Origin of the sequence: Acinetobacter sp. TR3, from assembly GCF_027105055.1 — a bacterium.
Lineage (GTDB): Bacteria > Pseudomonadota > Gammaproteobacteria > Pseudomonadales > Moraxellaceae > Acinetobacter.
The window spans coordinates 2688914-2706140 of the sequence record NZ_CP114264.1; the positions used below are offsets into that span (position 1 = coordinate 2688914).

The window sequence follows — 17227 nt, forward strand, 5'->3', positions numbered from 1 at the left end:
GATAAGCAGCCATTTTTACATACAAAATACTGCAATTATTTAACGCGACACAGTTTGCCACTGCTCTAGAAGACAACAAGGACAGCCACTACTTTTTCACGTAAAATGGCATTTAGTTCATAATAAGGATTTGCATAATGCCACCTTTTGTCTTGGTTGACGGGTCTTATTTTTTATTTCGTGCTTTTCACGCTTTACCGCCATTAACAACCTCTACAGGTTTACACACCAACGCAATCCGTGGCGCAATTTCAGCAATCCAAAAGTTAATGCGTCGTACTCAGCCTACTCATATGGCTGTGATTTTTGATACACCAGAACCAACTTTCCGCCACAAATTATCACCTATTTATAAAGGTGATCGCCCAAGCATGCCTGAGGAATTATCTCAACAAATTCCCTATTTACATGCATTGATCAAAGCTCAAGGAATTCCTCTGTATAGTCTTCCGGGTGCAGAAGCCGATGATATTATTGGCACACTCACTAAACGTGCATTGGCTGAAGGTCACCATGTCTTAATCTCAACAGGTGACAAAGACATGGCACAATTGGTTAATGAACACGTTAAACTTGAAGATAGTTTTAAAGAACGTGTGTTAGATGAGGCGGGGGTATTAGAAAAATTTGGCGTACATCCTCATCAAATTATTGATTATCTCACCCTAATGGGAGATGCTTCTGACGGTATTATGGGAGTGCCAGGTGTAGGCGCAAAAACTGCCGCAAAACTACTGACTGAATATGGTTCATTAAATAATATTATTGCCAATGTTGATCAACTAAAAGGCAAAATCAGCCAAAATATTAAAGACAATTTAGAGAATATTAAGATTGACCATCAACTGGCCAGTATTGTCTGTGATCTAGATTTAGCTTTAGATTGGCATGATTTAAAACTAAGCAATCCAAATGTAGATCAATTACGTGACCTCTATACAGAACTAGAATTCCGTAACCAATTACAATCTTTAGACCATCCCAACAATCCAAATAATTCAGCTTACCAACAAACCTCTCAAAGTATTGTCAAAGCCGAACAGAAAATTGAGCAAGTGATTGCCGAAGATCATGCCAGCCTTTCCAGTCAAGATGATCAACTCGGAACTGCAACCTATCACACTGTATTAACCCAAGATGCTTGGGATGCTTTATTTCAACGTATGCAGCATGCTGATCATTTTGCAATTGATACTGAAACGACTAATCTAGATTATCGTGTTGCTGAGTTAGTCGGCTTCTCAATCGCATTCGATGCTCATGATGCTTACTATATACCTGTTGCACATGACTATGAAGGTGCACCTGCTCAACTCAACCGTGAAACATTATTAGCTCAGATCAAACCAATTTTAGAAAATGAGCAAATCAAAAAAATTGGTCATCATTTAAAATATGATGCGCATATTTTTGCTAATCACGGTATCACGATTCAAGGCTGGTATTTCGATACCATGCTTGCCTCGTATGTACTCAATGCAGCGGCAACTCGTCATGGGATGGATGATGTAGCACGTGTTTATCTCAGCCATTTGACCACTACTTTTGAACAAATCGCAGGTAAAGGTGTAAAGCAAAAAACCTTTAATCAAATTGAATTAGAAATAGCGGCACATTATGCTGCTGAAGATGCATATGTCACTTATCGTCTTTATGAGGTCTTAAAAGCAAAACTGCAAAGCCATCCTGAACTGGTCAATATTTTGCATAACATCGAAATGCCTGTTGCTCGTGTCCTCACAGGTATGGAAGAAGATGGAATTAAACTGGATCATCAATTTTTGGATCAACTCAGTGTTGAGTTCTCTGAAACGATTCAAACTTTAGAAAACCAAGCAACGGAATTAGCAGGTGAAGCATTTAATATCGCATCACCTAAACAAGTGGGTGAAGTCCTATTTGATAAGCTTGGACTTAAAGGTGGTAAGAAAACTGCCACGGGTCAATACAGTACCAGTGAAAGTATTTTAGAGAAAATTGAACATCCCTTAGCTGAAGTTATTTTAGAACATCGCGGATTAGCAAAACTCAAAAATACTTATACTGATCGCTTGATCGAGCAATCACATGATGCAACGCATCGTGTACATACTAGTTATCACCAAGCACTCACGGCAACTGGGCGTTTATCTTCCACTGATCCAAATTTGCAAAATATTCCAATTCGTACACCAATTGGTCGTCAGATTCGTAAAGCATTTATTGCGCCTGAAGGTCGTGTATTACTCGCAGCCGATTATTCACAAATTGAGCTACGCTTAATGGCACATTTCTCTCAGGATGATGCCTTAGTCCACGCCTTCCAACAAGGTCAAGACGTACACCGTCGTACCGCATCAGAAGTATTGGGAATTGCAATTGAAGATGTCACCCATGATCAACGTCGACAAGCCAAAGCCGTTAACTTTGGTTTACTCTACGGAATGTCTGAGTTTGGTCTTACACGTCAACTGGGTTTTACACGCGAAGAATCTCGTAGCTATATTGCACGTTATTTCCAACGCTATCCGGGTGTACTTGACTATATGGAACGTACTCGCCAGATCGCACGTGAACAAGGCTTTGTTGAAACCATTTTAGGTCGTCGTTTATATACGCCCGACATTATGGCAACCAATAAAATGATCAAACAGGCAGCTGAACGTGCAGCAATCAATGCACCATTGCAAGGAAGTGCTGCTGATATCATTAAACTTGCCATGATTGCAGTTGATAAAGTCCTACCAAAAGATCAGGCTAAGCTGTTATTACAAGTTCACGATGAATTGGTGTTTGAAGCAGATGTCGCAATTGCAGATGAACTTTCAAAACAGATTACTAAAGTGATGCAGTCTGTATTGGAAATTTCAGTGCCATTTGTGGTTGAAGTTGGACAAGGTCTTAACTGGGATGCTGCTCACTAATACGTGAGCAATAAAAAAAGGATTGTGTTTTACACAATCCTTTTTTTTATTTTTGAAGCAGATTAAAGACCTGTTAAAAGAACTTTAGCTGCTTCATTCATTAAGATCTCAGCAATATATAAAGCTAAGAAAGCCAAAATTGGAGATAAATCAATCATCCCCATATTCGGTAACAGACGACGAAATGGCGCAAGTAAAGGTTCTGCAAGCTCTTGAATCACTTCAATATAAGGTGACCGTGACTGCGTAAACATCACCACCCAACTCAAAATGATGGTTGCAAAAATCAAATAACGACAGAAACGAATTAAATCTTGGATCATCGTCACAAATGTCGTGATTACAAGATACACTGCGCTATGTGGCATTTGTCCTGACAAATACATCAACCCAAAAATTTTCAGTAAGTACAATACCACCAACAAAGCAACTGCGGCTAAATTAACACGCCCCTTGCCTAGAGTGGGAAAAATACGGCTAAAAACATCCACAATCTTGGTCGCTTTCACGGTTGAAAGGACCACAGGATTGTATGGACTGACTGCCGCTAATTGCATTAAAAAACGGAAAAAGACCAATAAAATTGCAACATTGATCAAAACACCAAAAATTAGCGCAGAACTTGCACCCATAATTGTCTTATCCTACTTAAACCGATTTAGTCTTGTCACTCAACTCTTGTGCAAGCTCTTGGCTACGCTTCTGAGCTGCTGCAAGCGCTGCTTGAATATTTTGTGAAATCTGCGCACGATCAAACACTTCTAGAGCTGCTTGCGTTGTACCATTTGGAGAAGTCACATTTTTACGTAATTCTGTTGGAGAATTTGAGCTAGTAATCGCCATTTGTGCCGCACCCAACGCTGTTTGCAGGGTCAATGCTGTCGCAATTTTCTCATCTAAGCCCAAGTTTTTACCTGCACGAATCATACTTTCCATCAAGTAAAAGAAATAGGCTGGACCAGAACCAGAGACTGCTGTTACTGCATCAATTTGCGCTTCATTGTCTACCCAAATGGTTAAACCTGTCGCAGCCAAAATTTGACTGGTTAATTCACGATCTTGAGCATTTACTGCTTCAGATGCATAAATACCATGTGCACCCGTTTGTACCAATGCTGGCGTGTTGGGCATTACACGAACAATACGCTGACTACCACCAATTAAATCTGAAATCGTTTGAATTTCAGCACCTGCAATAATTGAAATCACGAGTTTATCTGACAATAAGTCTTTTAATGGTTGTAATACCGTTGCCAAAACTTGGGGTTTAACCGCCAATACCACAACGTCCGCATTTTTAATTGCGTCCACATTGTCTGTTGTGGTTTGAATATTTTTTTCTTCTAAGATGTGACGAATTTGCTCGACTGGATCAGAAACGGTAATGCGGGTCGTCGGTAAACCACGAGAAAGTAGCCCACCAATCAAGGCTTGCGCCATGTTACCACCACCAATAAAACAAATATTTTGATTCAATGTTGTCGCCATGTCCTACTCATCATATGAAAAAGACTGCTGAAAAAAGTCATTGCAGTCAGAAATTAAACTTGGTTGCCAACCGCCCTGTTCTAAATAATCAGATTGCGCCAACCAAAAACCCTTTGGGCTAAAAACCCCAAGCATAACATTATCTACGACTAATATTTGAATTGTATGACGTAACCAAGGCAAAATCTGTGCATCTTGAATGGCTTTTTTCAGTGGCCAATGTCCAACACGACCATAGAGATGAATTTTTTCCCCCCCTAGGCGTTTCAGCAGCTTTAACTCTCGCCCTAAAAGCTGGGATGAAAACCCAATCACTTGAGATTCGATTTTAAACGTTCCAGCCGCAACTTTGATCGTTTCACCCATTTCATATCGCTCTAATAATGCAGGGAGAATGGTAGATTGTTTTTCTGCATATAATTGGTTGTGAGTTAAACGATATAATTTTTTCTGATAGCGAACAAAATAGTGTTGATTGATATGTAAAATTGCCTGGGCATCTGGCTTTGCCAGAATAACCTCTTGTTGTAAGCGTTGTACCATATCGTAGCTTGGGCGATATTGATCCTTACCTTTTACCCAAGCGGACAGTAATTGACGTTGTCGTGCATCCGATAATTCCAACAGACAAGTTAAATCCAGCTCATTCTCAGTTGCACATAATTTCCAATCACTTTGCAGCACATCATCTAAAATTTCTGCGGCATCTTGCATCAGATAACTCGTTCGTGACATAGCTGATTGCATTTTAGGGAAGCGATTTTCTAATACAGGCCATAACTCTTCTCGACACCATGCCCGATCATAGTACGTATCGTAATTAGTGAGATCAGTCACATAATCAAAACCCAGTTGCTGTGACCATTGCTCAATTTTCTCACGACTGATATCTAAAAATGGTCGCCAAATGGTCATATCTTGCCGAACATCAATTTGCTGCATCGCGGCCAAACCATTGACACCTGCACCAGAAAATAATCGTAATAACAGCGTTTCCGCTTGATCTTGCTGATGATGCCCGAGTACTAAAATGTCATTCTCAGTTAAATGTCTACAATAAGCCTGATAGCGCGCATTTCGTGCTTGTTGCTCTAAATTACCTGACTCGACTGAGACTTTTTGCAAAATACAAGGAATCTTTAGCGCATCAGCGTGCTTTTGTACTAAATTGCCCCATTCTTCACTCATCGATTGAAGTTGATGATCAATATATATCGCGCGGGTTCGGGTGGGGAAAAGTTCAGACATCAGATACAGCAACAGCATGGAATCCATGCCGCCGCTGCACCCAATTAAGAATTGAGTTTGTTCAGAAAAATGCTGAGTTTGTGCTAAGACGCGATGCCTAAATTGCTGCTGCCAAACTTCATTAAACGTTGATAACGTGCATCGCATCGTTCTTGTGCATCCATCGGTTGCAATTCATTTAAGGCTAGTTTTAACACATCTTTCAAATCATGCATGACTTTTTCAGGCTGTAAGTGAGCACCCTCACCCTCATCCACCACATACTCAACAATACCTAAAGCTTTCAGCTTGTCGGCAGTTAATGCAAGCGCTTCACTGGCTTGTGCAGCTTTGTCCGCAGTTTTCCATAAAATCGAAGCACAGCCTTCAGGTGAAATGACTGAGTAAATACTATGCGATAGCATAATCACGCGGTCAGCGACACCAATACCAAGTGCCCCGCCAGAACCGCCTTCGCCAAGCACAGTCGCAATCACAGGTACTTTTAAACTAGAAAGCTGCGCTAAACTTGTTGCAATCGCTTCTGCTTGACCACGCTCTTCGGCACCTACACCAGGATAAGCACCCATGGTATCGACAAAAGTAAATACTGGGAGATTAAAACGTTCAGCCATATCAAGTAAACGCTGTGATTTACGATAACCTTCTGGATTACACATACCGAAGTTATGTTGTAATTTTTCACGCGTACTGCGACCACGATGTTGACCAACCACCATCACTGGCTGCCCATCGAAACGGGCTAAACCACCAATCATAGCACCATCGTCACCATATAAACGGTCGCCATGAAGAGCATCAAATTCAGTAAAGATTTCACTGACATAATCTAGAAATTGCGGACGTTCAGGATGTCGTGCAATTTGAACCGTAGCCCAAGCCTTGGACTGAGTCGCTTTATTTTTCATAAGTCGTAGATAATCCCTAACAAGGATATATTGTTAATCAACAAAATTGTCTGACTGAATATTTAACTCAATGTCCCAATGTTTAAATTGCACTTGCTCATCATGCAAGTCTGCAACCAATAAAGGCCATTGTTTAGCATCACCAGAAACGCTGAGTTGCCATTGTTGATCATTTCCAACGCTCAGTTCAATGGCAGGAAGCATCTGATCACTACGACTATGGTTCAGCAAAACAGCGAGACGAAGCAACAAGCACAGATACAATAAATGACTACCACCAACTTTTAGAACGTCATTTTTTGCATCAGCACGTAACTTACGACGATGATGTGAAACTAAATGAGACAGATGATTTTGATCAATTTGTGAAAAACCCGGAATATCGGAGTGCTGTAATAAATATGCGCCATGACGATGGTATCCACCATGACTAATTGCTAATCCGATCTCATGCAAATAGGCCGCACGACGCAGTAAGTCACTGTCTTCAGTCGTTAAATTTAAAGCATCCGCCACACCATCAAATAACTGTTGTGCTGTATTTACGACACGTTCCGCTTGCTTGGGGTCAGCATTATAACGTCCCATTAAAGCTTGCACACTTCGGTCACGAATATCTTCATGTTTAAAGCGACCAAGTAAGTCATACATTACGCCTTCACGTAAAGCACCATCAGAATATGCCAATTTATCCAGCTCTAAAACTTCAAAAATGGCATATAAAATCGCAAGACCTGCTGGCAAAACTGCTCGTCGATCTTCACGTAGACCTTCAAAATCAATTTCAGAAATATGTTTAAATTTGAGCAAACGATCTTTTAACTTATATAAACCTTCACGAGTTAAATTTTCTTGTTCATCGCTCAAACCAAGATTTACAGTAATTTGACGACAAGCTTTGATTGTTCCACTTGAGCCAACAACAGTATCCCAACCTTCTGCTTTATAGGTATTTGCAATCGCAGAGAGTTCTTTACGCGCTGCGACAACAGCTTTATCAAAAGCCTTGCTTGAAATCTCACCATCAGCAAAATAAGCTTTACTGTAAGCGACACAACCCATTTGCAAAGATTCAGTGTGTAGCGGTTCAAACTCTTCGCCGATAATGAACTCTGTTGAACCACCACCAATATCAATTACTAAACGTCGACCACCATTCGCCATCGTGTGTGAAACGCCTAAATAAATTAGACGCGCTTCTTCACGTCCAGCAATAATTTCAATTGGTTTTGGTAAAATTTCAGCTGCTTTTTGAATAAATTCATGACCATTTTTTGCTTGTCTTAAAGCATTCGTCGCCACAATTCTTAGACGATTTGCTTGAACAGAGCTTAAACGACCTACAAAACGAGCCAAACACGCAAGTCCACGCTGTTGCGCAGCTTCAGTTAAATTTTTATTTTCATCCAGTCCAGCCGCTAATTGTACTTTTTCTGACATTGAAGCAACTTTTTTCACTTCACCGTGATCAACACGAGCAATCGCCAAGTGGAAACTATTTGATCCCATATCAATTGCAGCAAGTAATTCTTCATCAATCAGAAAATCAGACATTATTCATATAAACCTATGCTCAATTCACGCATTAGAGTAATTCACACGCCAATAATTTTAAAGTCATTTTAAGCAATAATAGGTGCGTATTTTCGCTTTTAAGCTATAAATGATTGTAGAAGCCGATAATCAACATCGTGAGCATCCATTAGACTTTTCATTTTGAAACTTGAATAATCAGAACAAACCCTTACATTGAGTAAAGTAGCAATGTAATATTCATGCTGATGATGAACGAATTTGCACTTTATTTATTAAATTTGGAGTAACCTTATGTCTGCGACTATTGTTAATACAACTGATGAAAACTTCCAAGCAGATGTTTTAGATGCTGAAACTCCTGTACTTGTTGACTTCTGGGCTGGCTGGTGTGCACCATGTAAAGCCATTGCACCAGTGCTAGAAGACCTTTCAAATGAATATGCAGGAAAAGTCAAAATCGTTAAAGTTGACGTGACTGCATGTGAAGACACTGCTGTGAAGTACAACATTCGTAACATTCCAGCATTATTAATGTTTAAAAATGGCGAAGTTGTTGCTCAACAAGTCGGTGCAGCACCTCGTTCTAAACTTGCAGCATTTATTGATCAAAATATCTAATGAGATTTTGACCGTATAAATAAGAGAAATACGTCTAAATTAAGCGACGTATTTCTCAGTAAAAATTGACAAATTTCTTAGTTTCGCTTATATTCTTGGATCAAGAAGCTTTGAATGGAATCTACTTCATCGCGTTTCTTGCAAGACACAAACATAAGATCGCCGCTCGGCAATAATAATTGTTTTCACATTTCTCTCTGAAACAATGAACCAGACTACTGAATTGTGGTTGTGTAACTATGCAATTACATCAGCATGTATGTATGCGGTCGATTTTTTATTCTTTCCAAACACTCCTCCACTTATTCCATTCTGTCTGACCACTTATGAACTTAACTGAACTCAAGAAAAAACCCATTGGCGAACTCATTAAAATTGCGGAGTTTATGGGCCTTGAAGGCATGGCACGTAACCGTAAACAAGATATTATTTTTGCCATTTTAAAACGCCATGCCATGAATGGCGAAGAAATTTTTGGTGATGGTGTTCTCGAAATTCTTTCAGATGGTTTTGGCTTTTTACGCTCTGCTGCTGGTTCATATTTAGCAGGACCAGATGATATCTATGTCAGCCCATCTCAAATTCGCCGTTTTAACTTACGCACAGGCGATACTATTACAGGTACTATTCGTCCACCAAAAGAAGGCGAACGTTACTTTGCATTACTAAAAGTTAATCAAATTAACTATGACACACCTGAGAACTCGCGTAATAAAATTTTATTCGAGAACTTAACCCCTCTCTTCCCAACAGAACAACTGATTATGGAATTGGGCAACGGTACAACTGAAGATCTCACAGCTCGTGTGGTCGATTTGGTTGCTCCGATTGGTAAAGGTCAACGTTCTATTATTGTTGCACCGCCTAAAGCGGGTAAAACAATGCTATTACAAAACATTGCTCAATCCATTGTGCGTAATAATCCCGAAGTGTTCTTAATCGTACTTTTGATTGATGAACGCCCTGAAGAAGTTACAGAAATGGAACGTACTGTTCGCGGTGAAGTTGTGGCATCCACATTTGATGAAGCACCTGCTCGCCATGTTCAGGTTGCAGAAATGGTGATTGAGAAAGCAAAACGTTTAGTTGAGCATAAAAAAGACGTTGTGATTTTACTTGACTCAATTACTCGTCTTGCGCGTGCCTACAACACTGTGATCCCATCATCAGGTAAGGTATTAACCGGTGGTGTGGATGCTCATGCATTAGAACGCCCTAAACGTTTCTTCGGTGCTGCACGTAACATCGAAGAAGGTGGTTCTCTAACCATTATTTCAACTGCTTTGATCGAAACAGGCAGTAAAATGGATGACGTGATTTACGAAGAATTTAAAGGTACAGGTAACCAAGAAATTACACTTGATCGCCGTATTGCAGAGAAACGTGTATTCCCTGCAATGAATATCAAAAAATCTGGAACTCGTCGTGAAGAGCGCCTAATGGGTGAAGAAAATTTACGCAAAGTTTGGATTTTACGCAAATTGCTTCACCCTATGGATGAACTTGCTGCAATGGAATTCTTATTAGATCGTATGAAGGAAACCAAAACTAATGATGACTTCTTTGATCAAATGAAACGTAAAGCATCTACATAAGATTAGTGGATTAAAAAGGCTACTTTTATGGTAGCCTTTTTTATTTGGTTGACAAACTTACATAATATTTACAGATTATTTTAAAATTCCAATAAAACAATAAACCATTGTTTTTAATAAATTTAAAATTAATTCCAATGATAAAAACCATAAAATACCGATTTTAATCTTAATTTCCATAGTTTTTTTCTATCAAAAAATAGCCAAATTCTGCCCATTTTTGTTGTTTTGTTGGACAGAACAGTAGTAATTCATGATCTGCTTTGATAGGATAGCGACAGACCAGTTAGGCTGCTCCCTGCGTTGTTACCTAAAGCGTTTAGGAATAATAAAAGCACAAACAGACTAACTCTAGGTTTTTTTTAATCTCACAATTTTATGAGAGTGATGCCATGTTATTCAAAAAATTCGCTGTTGCTGCTGCTATTGCTACTACTTTAGCTTTCGTTGGTTGCTCTAAGAAAGAAGAAGCTCCTGCTGCTGATGCTAACGCTGCTGCTTCTGAAGCTGTAGCTGCTGCTTCTGAAGCTACTACTGCTGTTGAAGCTGCTGCTTCTGACGTTGCTGCTGCTGCTTCTGACGTTGCTGCTGCTGCTTCTGACGTTGCTGCTTCTGAAGCTGCTCCAGCTTCTGCTGCTCAATAATCTAATATTTTTAGATTATCAAAAAGAGAACCTTTATAGGTTCTCTTTTTTACGCCTAGATTTTTAATCAAATAAAAATATCACTATAAAAAAGCAGATCAATCGATCTGCTCATTTCCAACGCGCTGTCTAAATTTTTGACCTGCTCTAAACGTAACCACTCGGCGGGCAGAAATCGGAATTTCTTCACCCGTTTTTGGATTGCGTCCTGGACGCTCACGTTTATCACGTAATTCAAAATTACCGAAACCAGAAAGTTTGACTTGTTCACCCGCAATTAATGCTTGGCTAATTTCATCAAAAAATAGCTCGACCATCTGTTTTGCTTCACGGCGATTTAAGCTAGTAAGCTCACTTAAATGGTCCGCCATCTCTGCTTTTGTTAATGCTGTCATGAGGCCCTCAATGTCGCTTGGTAAGTGTCTTCCAACACTTGAATAATGTTATCCATACCAGATTTAATTTCAGCATCTTCAAGCGTACGAGTTGGGTGTTGCCACAACACTGCAAAAGCTAAAGAGCGTTTGCCTTGTTCAACCCCTTGCCCCGTATACACATCGAACAACCATGTAGAGTCGAGTAACTCTCCACCAGTTTGCTCAATTAACCGCTGAATATCTCTTACCTCAATATTATCAGAGATTAAAAGCGCAATATCACGTCTAACCGATGGAAAACGTGATAATTCTGTAAAATTAGATACATAAGATTGCAAAACCGCCTGTTGATCTAGCTCAGCAACCCAAGTTATGCCTAAATCAAGTTCATTTTCCAAAGATGGATGTAAGCGACCGAGATAACCAATCGATTGTCCATTGACTAGAATTTCAGCTGATTGACCTGGATGTAGCCACGCACGTTCAGTACGAACAAATTCAACATTCACACGACCCGCAGCTAAAACCTCCTCAATCTCACCTTTGAAATCAAAGAAATCCATTGCTTGAGGTTTCACATGCCAAGATTCTGGTGTACGAGAACCAACGGCAATCAGTGCCAAAGTTGGAATTTGCTGAAGATCATGAATACTTTGCGCATTCTGATAATCAAAACGCAAGCCCAACTCAAAGAAACGTACACGCTGCTGTTGACGATTGAGATTGTACTGTACACAAGGAATCAAACTCGATAACAAGGTACTACGCATTGCTGCCAAATCACTTGAAATTGGATTGGCAAGCATTAATGGTTGTACATTTGGATTCAACTGCTTTTCAAGTTTTGCATCAGCAAAGCTAAAGCTGATTGCTTCTTGATAACCCAATGTCGCAACAGTTTGACGTAATTGTGCAACTTCAAAACGGTCTTGATACTTTTCTAATTGCACATCAATTTTTGGCAAACTGATTTGAATATTGTCATAGCCGTGAATACGTGCAACTTCTTCAATCAGGTCTTGATAGATTGCCATATCATAACGATGTGATGGTGGGACAACACTCCACTCTCCTTCAGCTTTGGTTTCCACCACACAGCCCAACCGTGTTAACGCATCCGCAATAAAATCACCAGCAACTGGATAGCCCAACAATTGGTCTACTTGTGCTTGTTTTAATGCAATCGCTTCACGCTTCGGCAATAAAGCCTCTTGCTCAGCAACCGTAATTGGACCAAACTCACCACCAGCAAAGGCTTGAATCAGCTCAGAAGCACGGTGCATGGCGATCATTGGCAATTCAAAGTCTACACCACGTTCGTAGCGCTGTGATGAGTCAGTATGCAAACCAAAACGACGAGCACGTCCTGCAATAGCTAAAGGTGCAAAGAATGCGCTTTCAAGGAAGATATCTTGAGTTTCATCCGTTACCGATGAATCCAACCCACCCATAATCCCTGCAATCGCCAATAGTTTTTGATCATCGGCAATAACCATGATGTCATCTTGCAATTCAACTTCTTGATCGTTGAGCAAAGTCAGTTTTTCTTGTGGCTGCGCTTGACGGACTTGAATCGAACCTTCGATTTTTGCCAAATCAAAGGCATGCATCGGTTGACCAAGCTCGAGTAATACATAGTTGGTAATATCCACCAAAATACTATGCGTACGGATGCCTGAGCGTGCCAATGCCTGTTCCATCCATTCAGGTGTCGGCGCTTTCACATTGACATGTTTAACGATACGACCTAAATAACGTGGTGTACCTTCTGTGCTGATGTTGACCACTTTCTCATCAGAAATATTGGCTGCAATGGGCTGAATCTTCGGCTCATTCACTTCAAGCTGGTTAATCACTGCGATTTCACGCGCAATCCCGCGGATACTAAAGCAGTCACCACGGTTTGGCGTGATACTGATGTCAATCACATTGTCATCAAGTTTTAAATATTCACGAATATTCATTCCCACTGGTGCATCAGCAGGCAACTCTAACAAACCATCAATTTTGTCTTCTAAATCAATTTCAGAAGCACCGCAGAGCATACCTTGTGATTCAACACCACGGAGCTTGCCTTTTTTAATTTTGAAATCGCCTGGCAATACTGCACCGATCGTTGCAACAGGAGCTTTCATGCCCACACGAACATTTGGCGCACCACATACAATCTGTAAGGGTTCACCTGAACCAATATTAATCGTGGTCACACGTAAACGATCTGCATCTGGGTGTTGTTCAACTGTGAGCACTTCACCGACAACTACACCTGTAAATGGTTTTGCAACAGGTGCTAACTCATCAACTTCCAAACCCAACATGGTTAATTGATCAGACAATGTATCGCTATCAATGGCTGGGTTTACCCAGCTGCGCAACCAATTTTCACTAATTTTCATGTGTATAAACCTTCTTTAATCCTGAAAAACTGTTTAGGCAAACTGGCGTAAGAAACGCACATCATTTTGGTAGAACATACGTAAATCATTGATGCCATAACGCAACATTGCAAAACGCTCTACCCCTAAACCAAAGGCAAAGCCTTTGTATTTATCAGGATCAATTCCTGCAGCACGCAGTACATTTGGATGTACCATGCCACAGCCTAAAACTTCTAACCAACGACCACGTTCATCCATGATATCCACTTCAGCGCTTGGCTCAGTGAATGGGAAGTAAGATGGACGGAAACGTACTTTTAAATCTTTTTCAAAGAACTCATTGAGTAGGTTAATCAATAAACCTTTTAACTCAGCAAAGCTGGTATTTTCAGCAACGTACAAACCTTCGATCTGATGGAACATTGGCGAATGGGTTTGATCCGAGTCACAACGATAAACACGGCCAGGACACACGATACGAATTGGCGGCTGACTGGTTTCCATGGTTCGAATTTGCACACCCGAAGTATGGGTACGAAGCAAATGCGTTGCATCAAAGTAGAAAGTGTCATGCATCGCACGGGCTGGGTGATGTCCCGGAATATTTAAGGCTTCAAAGTTGTGATAATCATCTTCAACTTCTGGACCATGAGCAATTTGGAAACCCGCTTTAGTAAAGAATTGGCAAATACGCTCTTGTACTTGAGTAACAGGATGAATACTTCCCATGCGCTGACCGCGGCCCGGTAAAGTAATATCAATGGTTTCACTTGCTAATTTTTTTGCAAGTTCAGCTTGTTGTAATGTCTGTTGACGCTCAGTCAAAGCCGTATTGATTGCTTCACGCACAGCGTGAATCGCAGCACCTTGTACTTTTCGCTCTTCAGGATCCATTTTTCCAAGCGCTTTCGACTGCTCTGCAAGCTGGCTTTTTTTCCCTGTAAATTGCACACGGACTTGATCGAGTGCAGCAAGGTCTTGAGCCGCTGCAATGGCAGCAAGCGCTTCAGTGGTCAGGGCTTCCAGTGACATAGTAACTCTCAAAGCAACAAAATATAGAAATATAATAAAACGCTATAGTTTATCAGCTTTTTACCAGTTTGATGAAAATAAACAGCGGTTTAAATAGCGTACTTTTGAAAATATAGATGCAAAAATAAAACAACAAGATACCTAAGCAGATCAACTAAAATTTCTGAAAATTACTCAACAATTGAATAAAATGTATAAGATACCGATATCGTCAATGAGAAAGAATAACGATGGCGCTTGATCAAATCTGGAAACAACAGCTTACATTAGTGACTTATGGCAATGAGTTTCTTGCAGGTGAACTCAATTTTAGCCGCTGGATTGAACATCCAATTTTCAATCAAAATCGACTGATTTTTAGAGACTTACTGTCTCAACATCTATTGGCACAACATTTCCAGATTTGGCTTGAAGGCCTAAAAAAACAAGGCGTTAAAAAACTCAGCCTGCATTTATCTAGCGTACTTAATGATGAGCAAAATCCAAATGCTAACGTAGAGCTGCTTCCTTTTGCGCATTTTATTGTGAGCCATCAAGGCAATAAAAAAACCGCATGGATTTGTGGACTTGAACTTGCAGAGTGGTACAACAGTGATAATGAGTTTGAAGCTCCACTTTCTCAATGCACAACGCTCCGCGAAGAAAGCTTTTGGCGTTATGAGTTGAATGATAAATTCGCTAAAAAAATTGATGCTGACTTACAGAAGGTAAATTGGAATCAGGTTGCCATTTTCTTGGAGAAAGAACTGTTCGATAGTAAATATGCTGAACATTTTCCAGAGCCAGAACAACAAGATTTGCCTTTTTATGGTTATGAAGCTGATCTTACACATCTTTCTAGCCAACAATTAGCATTGATTCCAACAGATTATCCAGCAGATTGTGCACATCGATTATTACATCGCACACAAGCATTAACTGATTATTTAGAACAACAAAGAAAGCATCCTTATACGGCTACAGGTGAGTTAATTAGCCCTGAAGAACAGATCAATCTCCGTAATTTTTCACAAAAAACTGATGACTTATTTGCAAAGCTGATTGTAAAAACCGCAAATCACTACCAAACGGCTCAACTTACGGCAGAAGAACCTGAAATCATTGACCGAACCATGGAAATTCCACATCAGATTGATAAGTCCCCCCATCATATAGTAGGTGCGTCTGGCGTAATTAAATTGATTATATTAACCGTGATTATTTGTTTGGTTGCTTATTATTTTGGGCTATAACGCTTCATAAATTAAATACTCTATTCGTCATCCAAAACTTTTGTCTATATTATAAAGTTTATTTTACGCTATGATTTACTTGACTAAAAATAAAATGAGAGGAAAAATACGAATGGAGTTTTCGATTTTTAAGCGTAATAAAATAATTGGTGCACCTAGTTTAGCTATACTTATCTACATCGTATTTACACTTTTTATTTTCCCATTTTTCACTTGGTTTACAAAAAGCCATCTCCCCTTAAGCATTCATACAATATGGCAATATATCGCTTATACTTTACAGCACTTTCCGATAAATAAAAAACAGGAAAATGATATTCAATTTATTGCGATCTTATTGATGTTATACTTCATGTTTTTGCTCATTTTTCCTTATATCAAGTTAGTCGTTACGCCTGAAAAAATATTTTATCGTTTATTTAAGATACCCATCATAACCCTTATTAAGAGAGAACATGTAGAATATACTCAAATCGCGAAAATCACACTAGACTTGAGTAAAACTAGAAAGTTTTTATTTAAAAATCAAATACCCAAACAACCAGAACTGTATTTTTTTCCATTGAGAAATTTGCAAAATGTTCTTGACCTCAAGCTATTCAATCAAGAACAGCAACAAGATTTTTTGATGCTACTCAAGCAATTTTATAATTTCAAATCAGAACCAGTAGAAATTCAGCTTACACTGAAGGAATTACAAAAACTGACTTCACAACAATATCAAACCAATATTAGCCCTCGTATTGCTTATATACTTATTAGTTGCATTCCAATTGGAGCAATTGGAATGTATTTGACTGCAAATTCACCTTTTTTCTTTATTAACAATTACCCGAACGTATTACTTCTAACTACTATTTTTATTCCCCTTTTCATTTTTAGCTTTATTTGGATTTATCAAGATATTAAGACCCTTGCTTTCTTTGGTGCATTGTTATCAAGTTTTATTGTTACAATCGCAAGTTATTTTTTCTTACTTCCTGTTCTCCATGGCTATTACACTCAAAACTTTGGAAAATCTATTGAATTTAAAGCAAAGTTAATTGAAATCAATCCTAGAGAACAAGTTTGGCAGCCCTTAAATGGTAAAGATAAATTTTATATCAGCAAAAAACATCCCTATTATAATAATCAACTTGAATTAAATCAGGATTACAATTTTCCTGCTCATTATCATTGGCATACTTATACCATTAATGAAAAGGTCTTTTTAACACTCTTACCCATTCAAAATAAAAAAGACCGCTAAAAAGCGGCCTTCTTTGAAT

At 39.4% G+C, this 17227-nt stretch carries 14 protein-coding genes; 6 read left to right on the forward strand and 8 right to left on the reverse strand.

Annotation, left to right across the window (positions count from 1 at the left end; genetic code table 11):
- Positions 1-137 precede the first annotated feature (137 nt).
- Positions 138-2903 carry a DNA polymerase I gene (polA, locus tag O1449_RS12810; protein ID WP_269238505.1) on the forward strand — a complete coding sequence of 922 codons (2766 nt, stop codon included), beginning with the start codon at positions 138-140 and terminating at the stop codon, positions 2901-2903.
- Positions 2904-2965: 62 nt separating this feature from the next.
- Here the strand turns inward: polA and O1449_RS12815 are convergent, their stop codons facing one another.
- Genes O1449_RS12815 through ppx form a run of 5 tightly spaced genes read right to left on the reverse strand, consistent with a single transcriptional unit; the run spans position 2966 to position 8101 of the window.
- Positions 2966-3535: a YggT family protein gene (locus O1449_RS12815; RefSeq protein ID WP_004664238.1), complete on the reverse strand. Its 570-nt coding sequence runs from the start codon at positions 3533-3535 to the stop codon at positions 2966-2968.
- A 16-nt stretch (positions 3536-3551) separates the two neighbouring features.
- On the reverse strand, positions 3552-4391 hold the full coding sequence (gene proC / locus O1449_RS12820) for a pyrroline-5-carboxylate reductase (RefSeq protein WP_269238506.1): 840 nt from the start codon (positions 4389-4391) through the stop codon (positions 3552-3554).
- A 3-nt stretch (positions 4392-4394) separates the two neighbouring features.
- Positions 4395-5666 carry a tRNA lysidine(34) synthetase TilS gene (gene tilS, locus O1449_RS12825; RefSeq protein ID WP_269230398.1) on the reverse strand — a complete coding sequence of 424 codons (1272 nt, stop codon included), beginning with the start codon at positions 5664-5666 and terminating at the stop codon, positions 4395-4397.
- A 56-nt stretch (positions 5667-5722) separates the two neighbouring features.
- Entirely contained in the window at positions 5723-6547 is an 825-nt protein-coding gene (locus O1449_RS12830; RefSeq protein WP_269229625.1) for an acetyl-CoA carboxylase carboxyltransferase subunit alpha, read from the reverse strand.
- 33 nt (positions 6548-6580) lie between these two features.
- Entirely contained in the window at positions 6581-8101 is a 1521-nt protein-coding gene (gene ppx, locus O1449_RS12835; protein ID WP_005214561.1) for an exopolyphosphatase, read from the reverse strand.
- A 273-nt stretch (positions 8102-8374) separates the two neighbouring features.
- Between ppx and trxA the strand changes: the two genes are divergently transcribed.
- The 3 genes from trxA to O1449_RS12850 all read left to right on the forward strand — a co-directional run bounded on the left by trxA (position 8375) and on the right by O1449_RS12850 (position 10940).
- Positions 8375-8701, forward strand: a complete 327-nt coding sequence (gene trxA / locus O1449_RS12840) for a thioredoxin (protein WP_004675702.1) — start codon at positions 8375-8377, stop codon at positions 8699-8701.
- 326 nt (positions 8702-9027) lie between these two features.
- Entirely contained in the window at positions 9028-10296 is a 1269-nt protein-coding gene (rho, locus tag O1449_RS12845) for a transcription termination factor Rho (RefSeq protein WP_269229623.1), read from the forward strand.
- A 392-nt stretch (positions 10297-10688) separates the two neighbouring features.
- Positions 10689-10940 (forward strand): hypothetical protein, encoded by a 252-nt coding sequence (locus O1449_RS12850; RefSeq protein WP_004664225.1) that lies wholly within the window; start codon positions 10689-10691, stop codon positions 10938-10940.
- Between the two features lie 98 nt (positions 10941-11038).
- Here the strand turns inward: O1449_RS12850 and O1449_RS12855 are convergent, their stop codons facing one another.
- Genes O1449_RS12855 through pheS form a run of 3 tightly spaced genes read right to left on the reverse strand, consistent with a single transcriptional unit; the run spans position 11039 to position 14727 of the window.
- The gene (locus tag O1449_RS12855) at positions 11039-11335 is read right to left on the reverse strand and encodes an integration host factor subunit alpha (RefSeq protein WP_004664224.1); all 297 of its coding nucleotides are present in this window, start codon (positions 11333-11335) and stop codon (positions 11039-11041) included.
- A complete protein-coding gene (gene pheT / locus O1449_RS12860; protein ID WP_269238507.1) occupies positions 11332-13713 on the reverse strand; it encodes a phenylalanine--tRNA ligase subunit beta in 2382 nt (793 codons plus the stop codon). Before pheT ends, O1449_RS12855 begins: the two co-directional genes overlap by 4 nt.
- A gap of 33 nt (positions 13714-13746) precedes the next feature.
- A complete protein-coding gene (pheS, locus tag O1449_RS12865; protein WP_005164386.1) occupies positions 13747-14727 on the reverse strand; it encodes a phenylalanine--tRNA ligase subunit alpha in 981 nt (326 codons plus the stop codon).
- A gap of 230 nt (positions 14728-14957) precedes the next feature.
- Here pheS and O1449_RS12870 point away from each other — a divergent pair, with 230 nt between their 5' ends.
- Entirely contained in the window at positions 14958-15959 is a 1002-nt protein-coding gene (locus O1449_RS12870) for a hypothetical protein (RefSeq protein WP_269238508.1), read from the forward strand.
- A gap of 112 nt (positions 15960-16071) precedes the next feature.
- On the forward strand, positions 16072-17208 hold the full coding sequence (locus O1449_RS12875) for a hypothetical protein (RefSeq protein ID WP_269238509.1): 1137 nt from the start codon (positions 16072-16074) through the stop codon (positions 17206-17208).
- Positions 17209-17227: the final 19 nt, after the last annotated feature.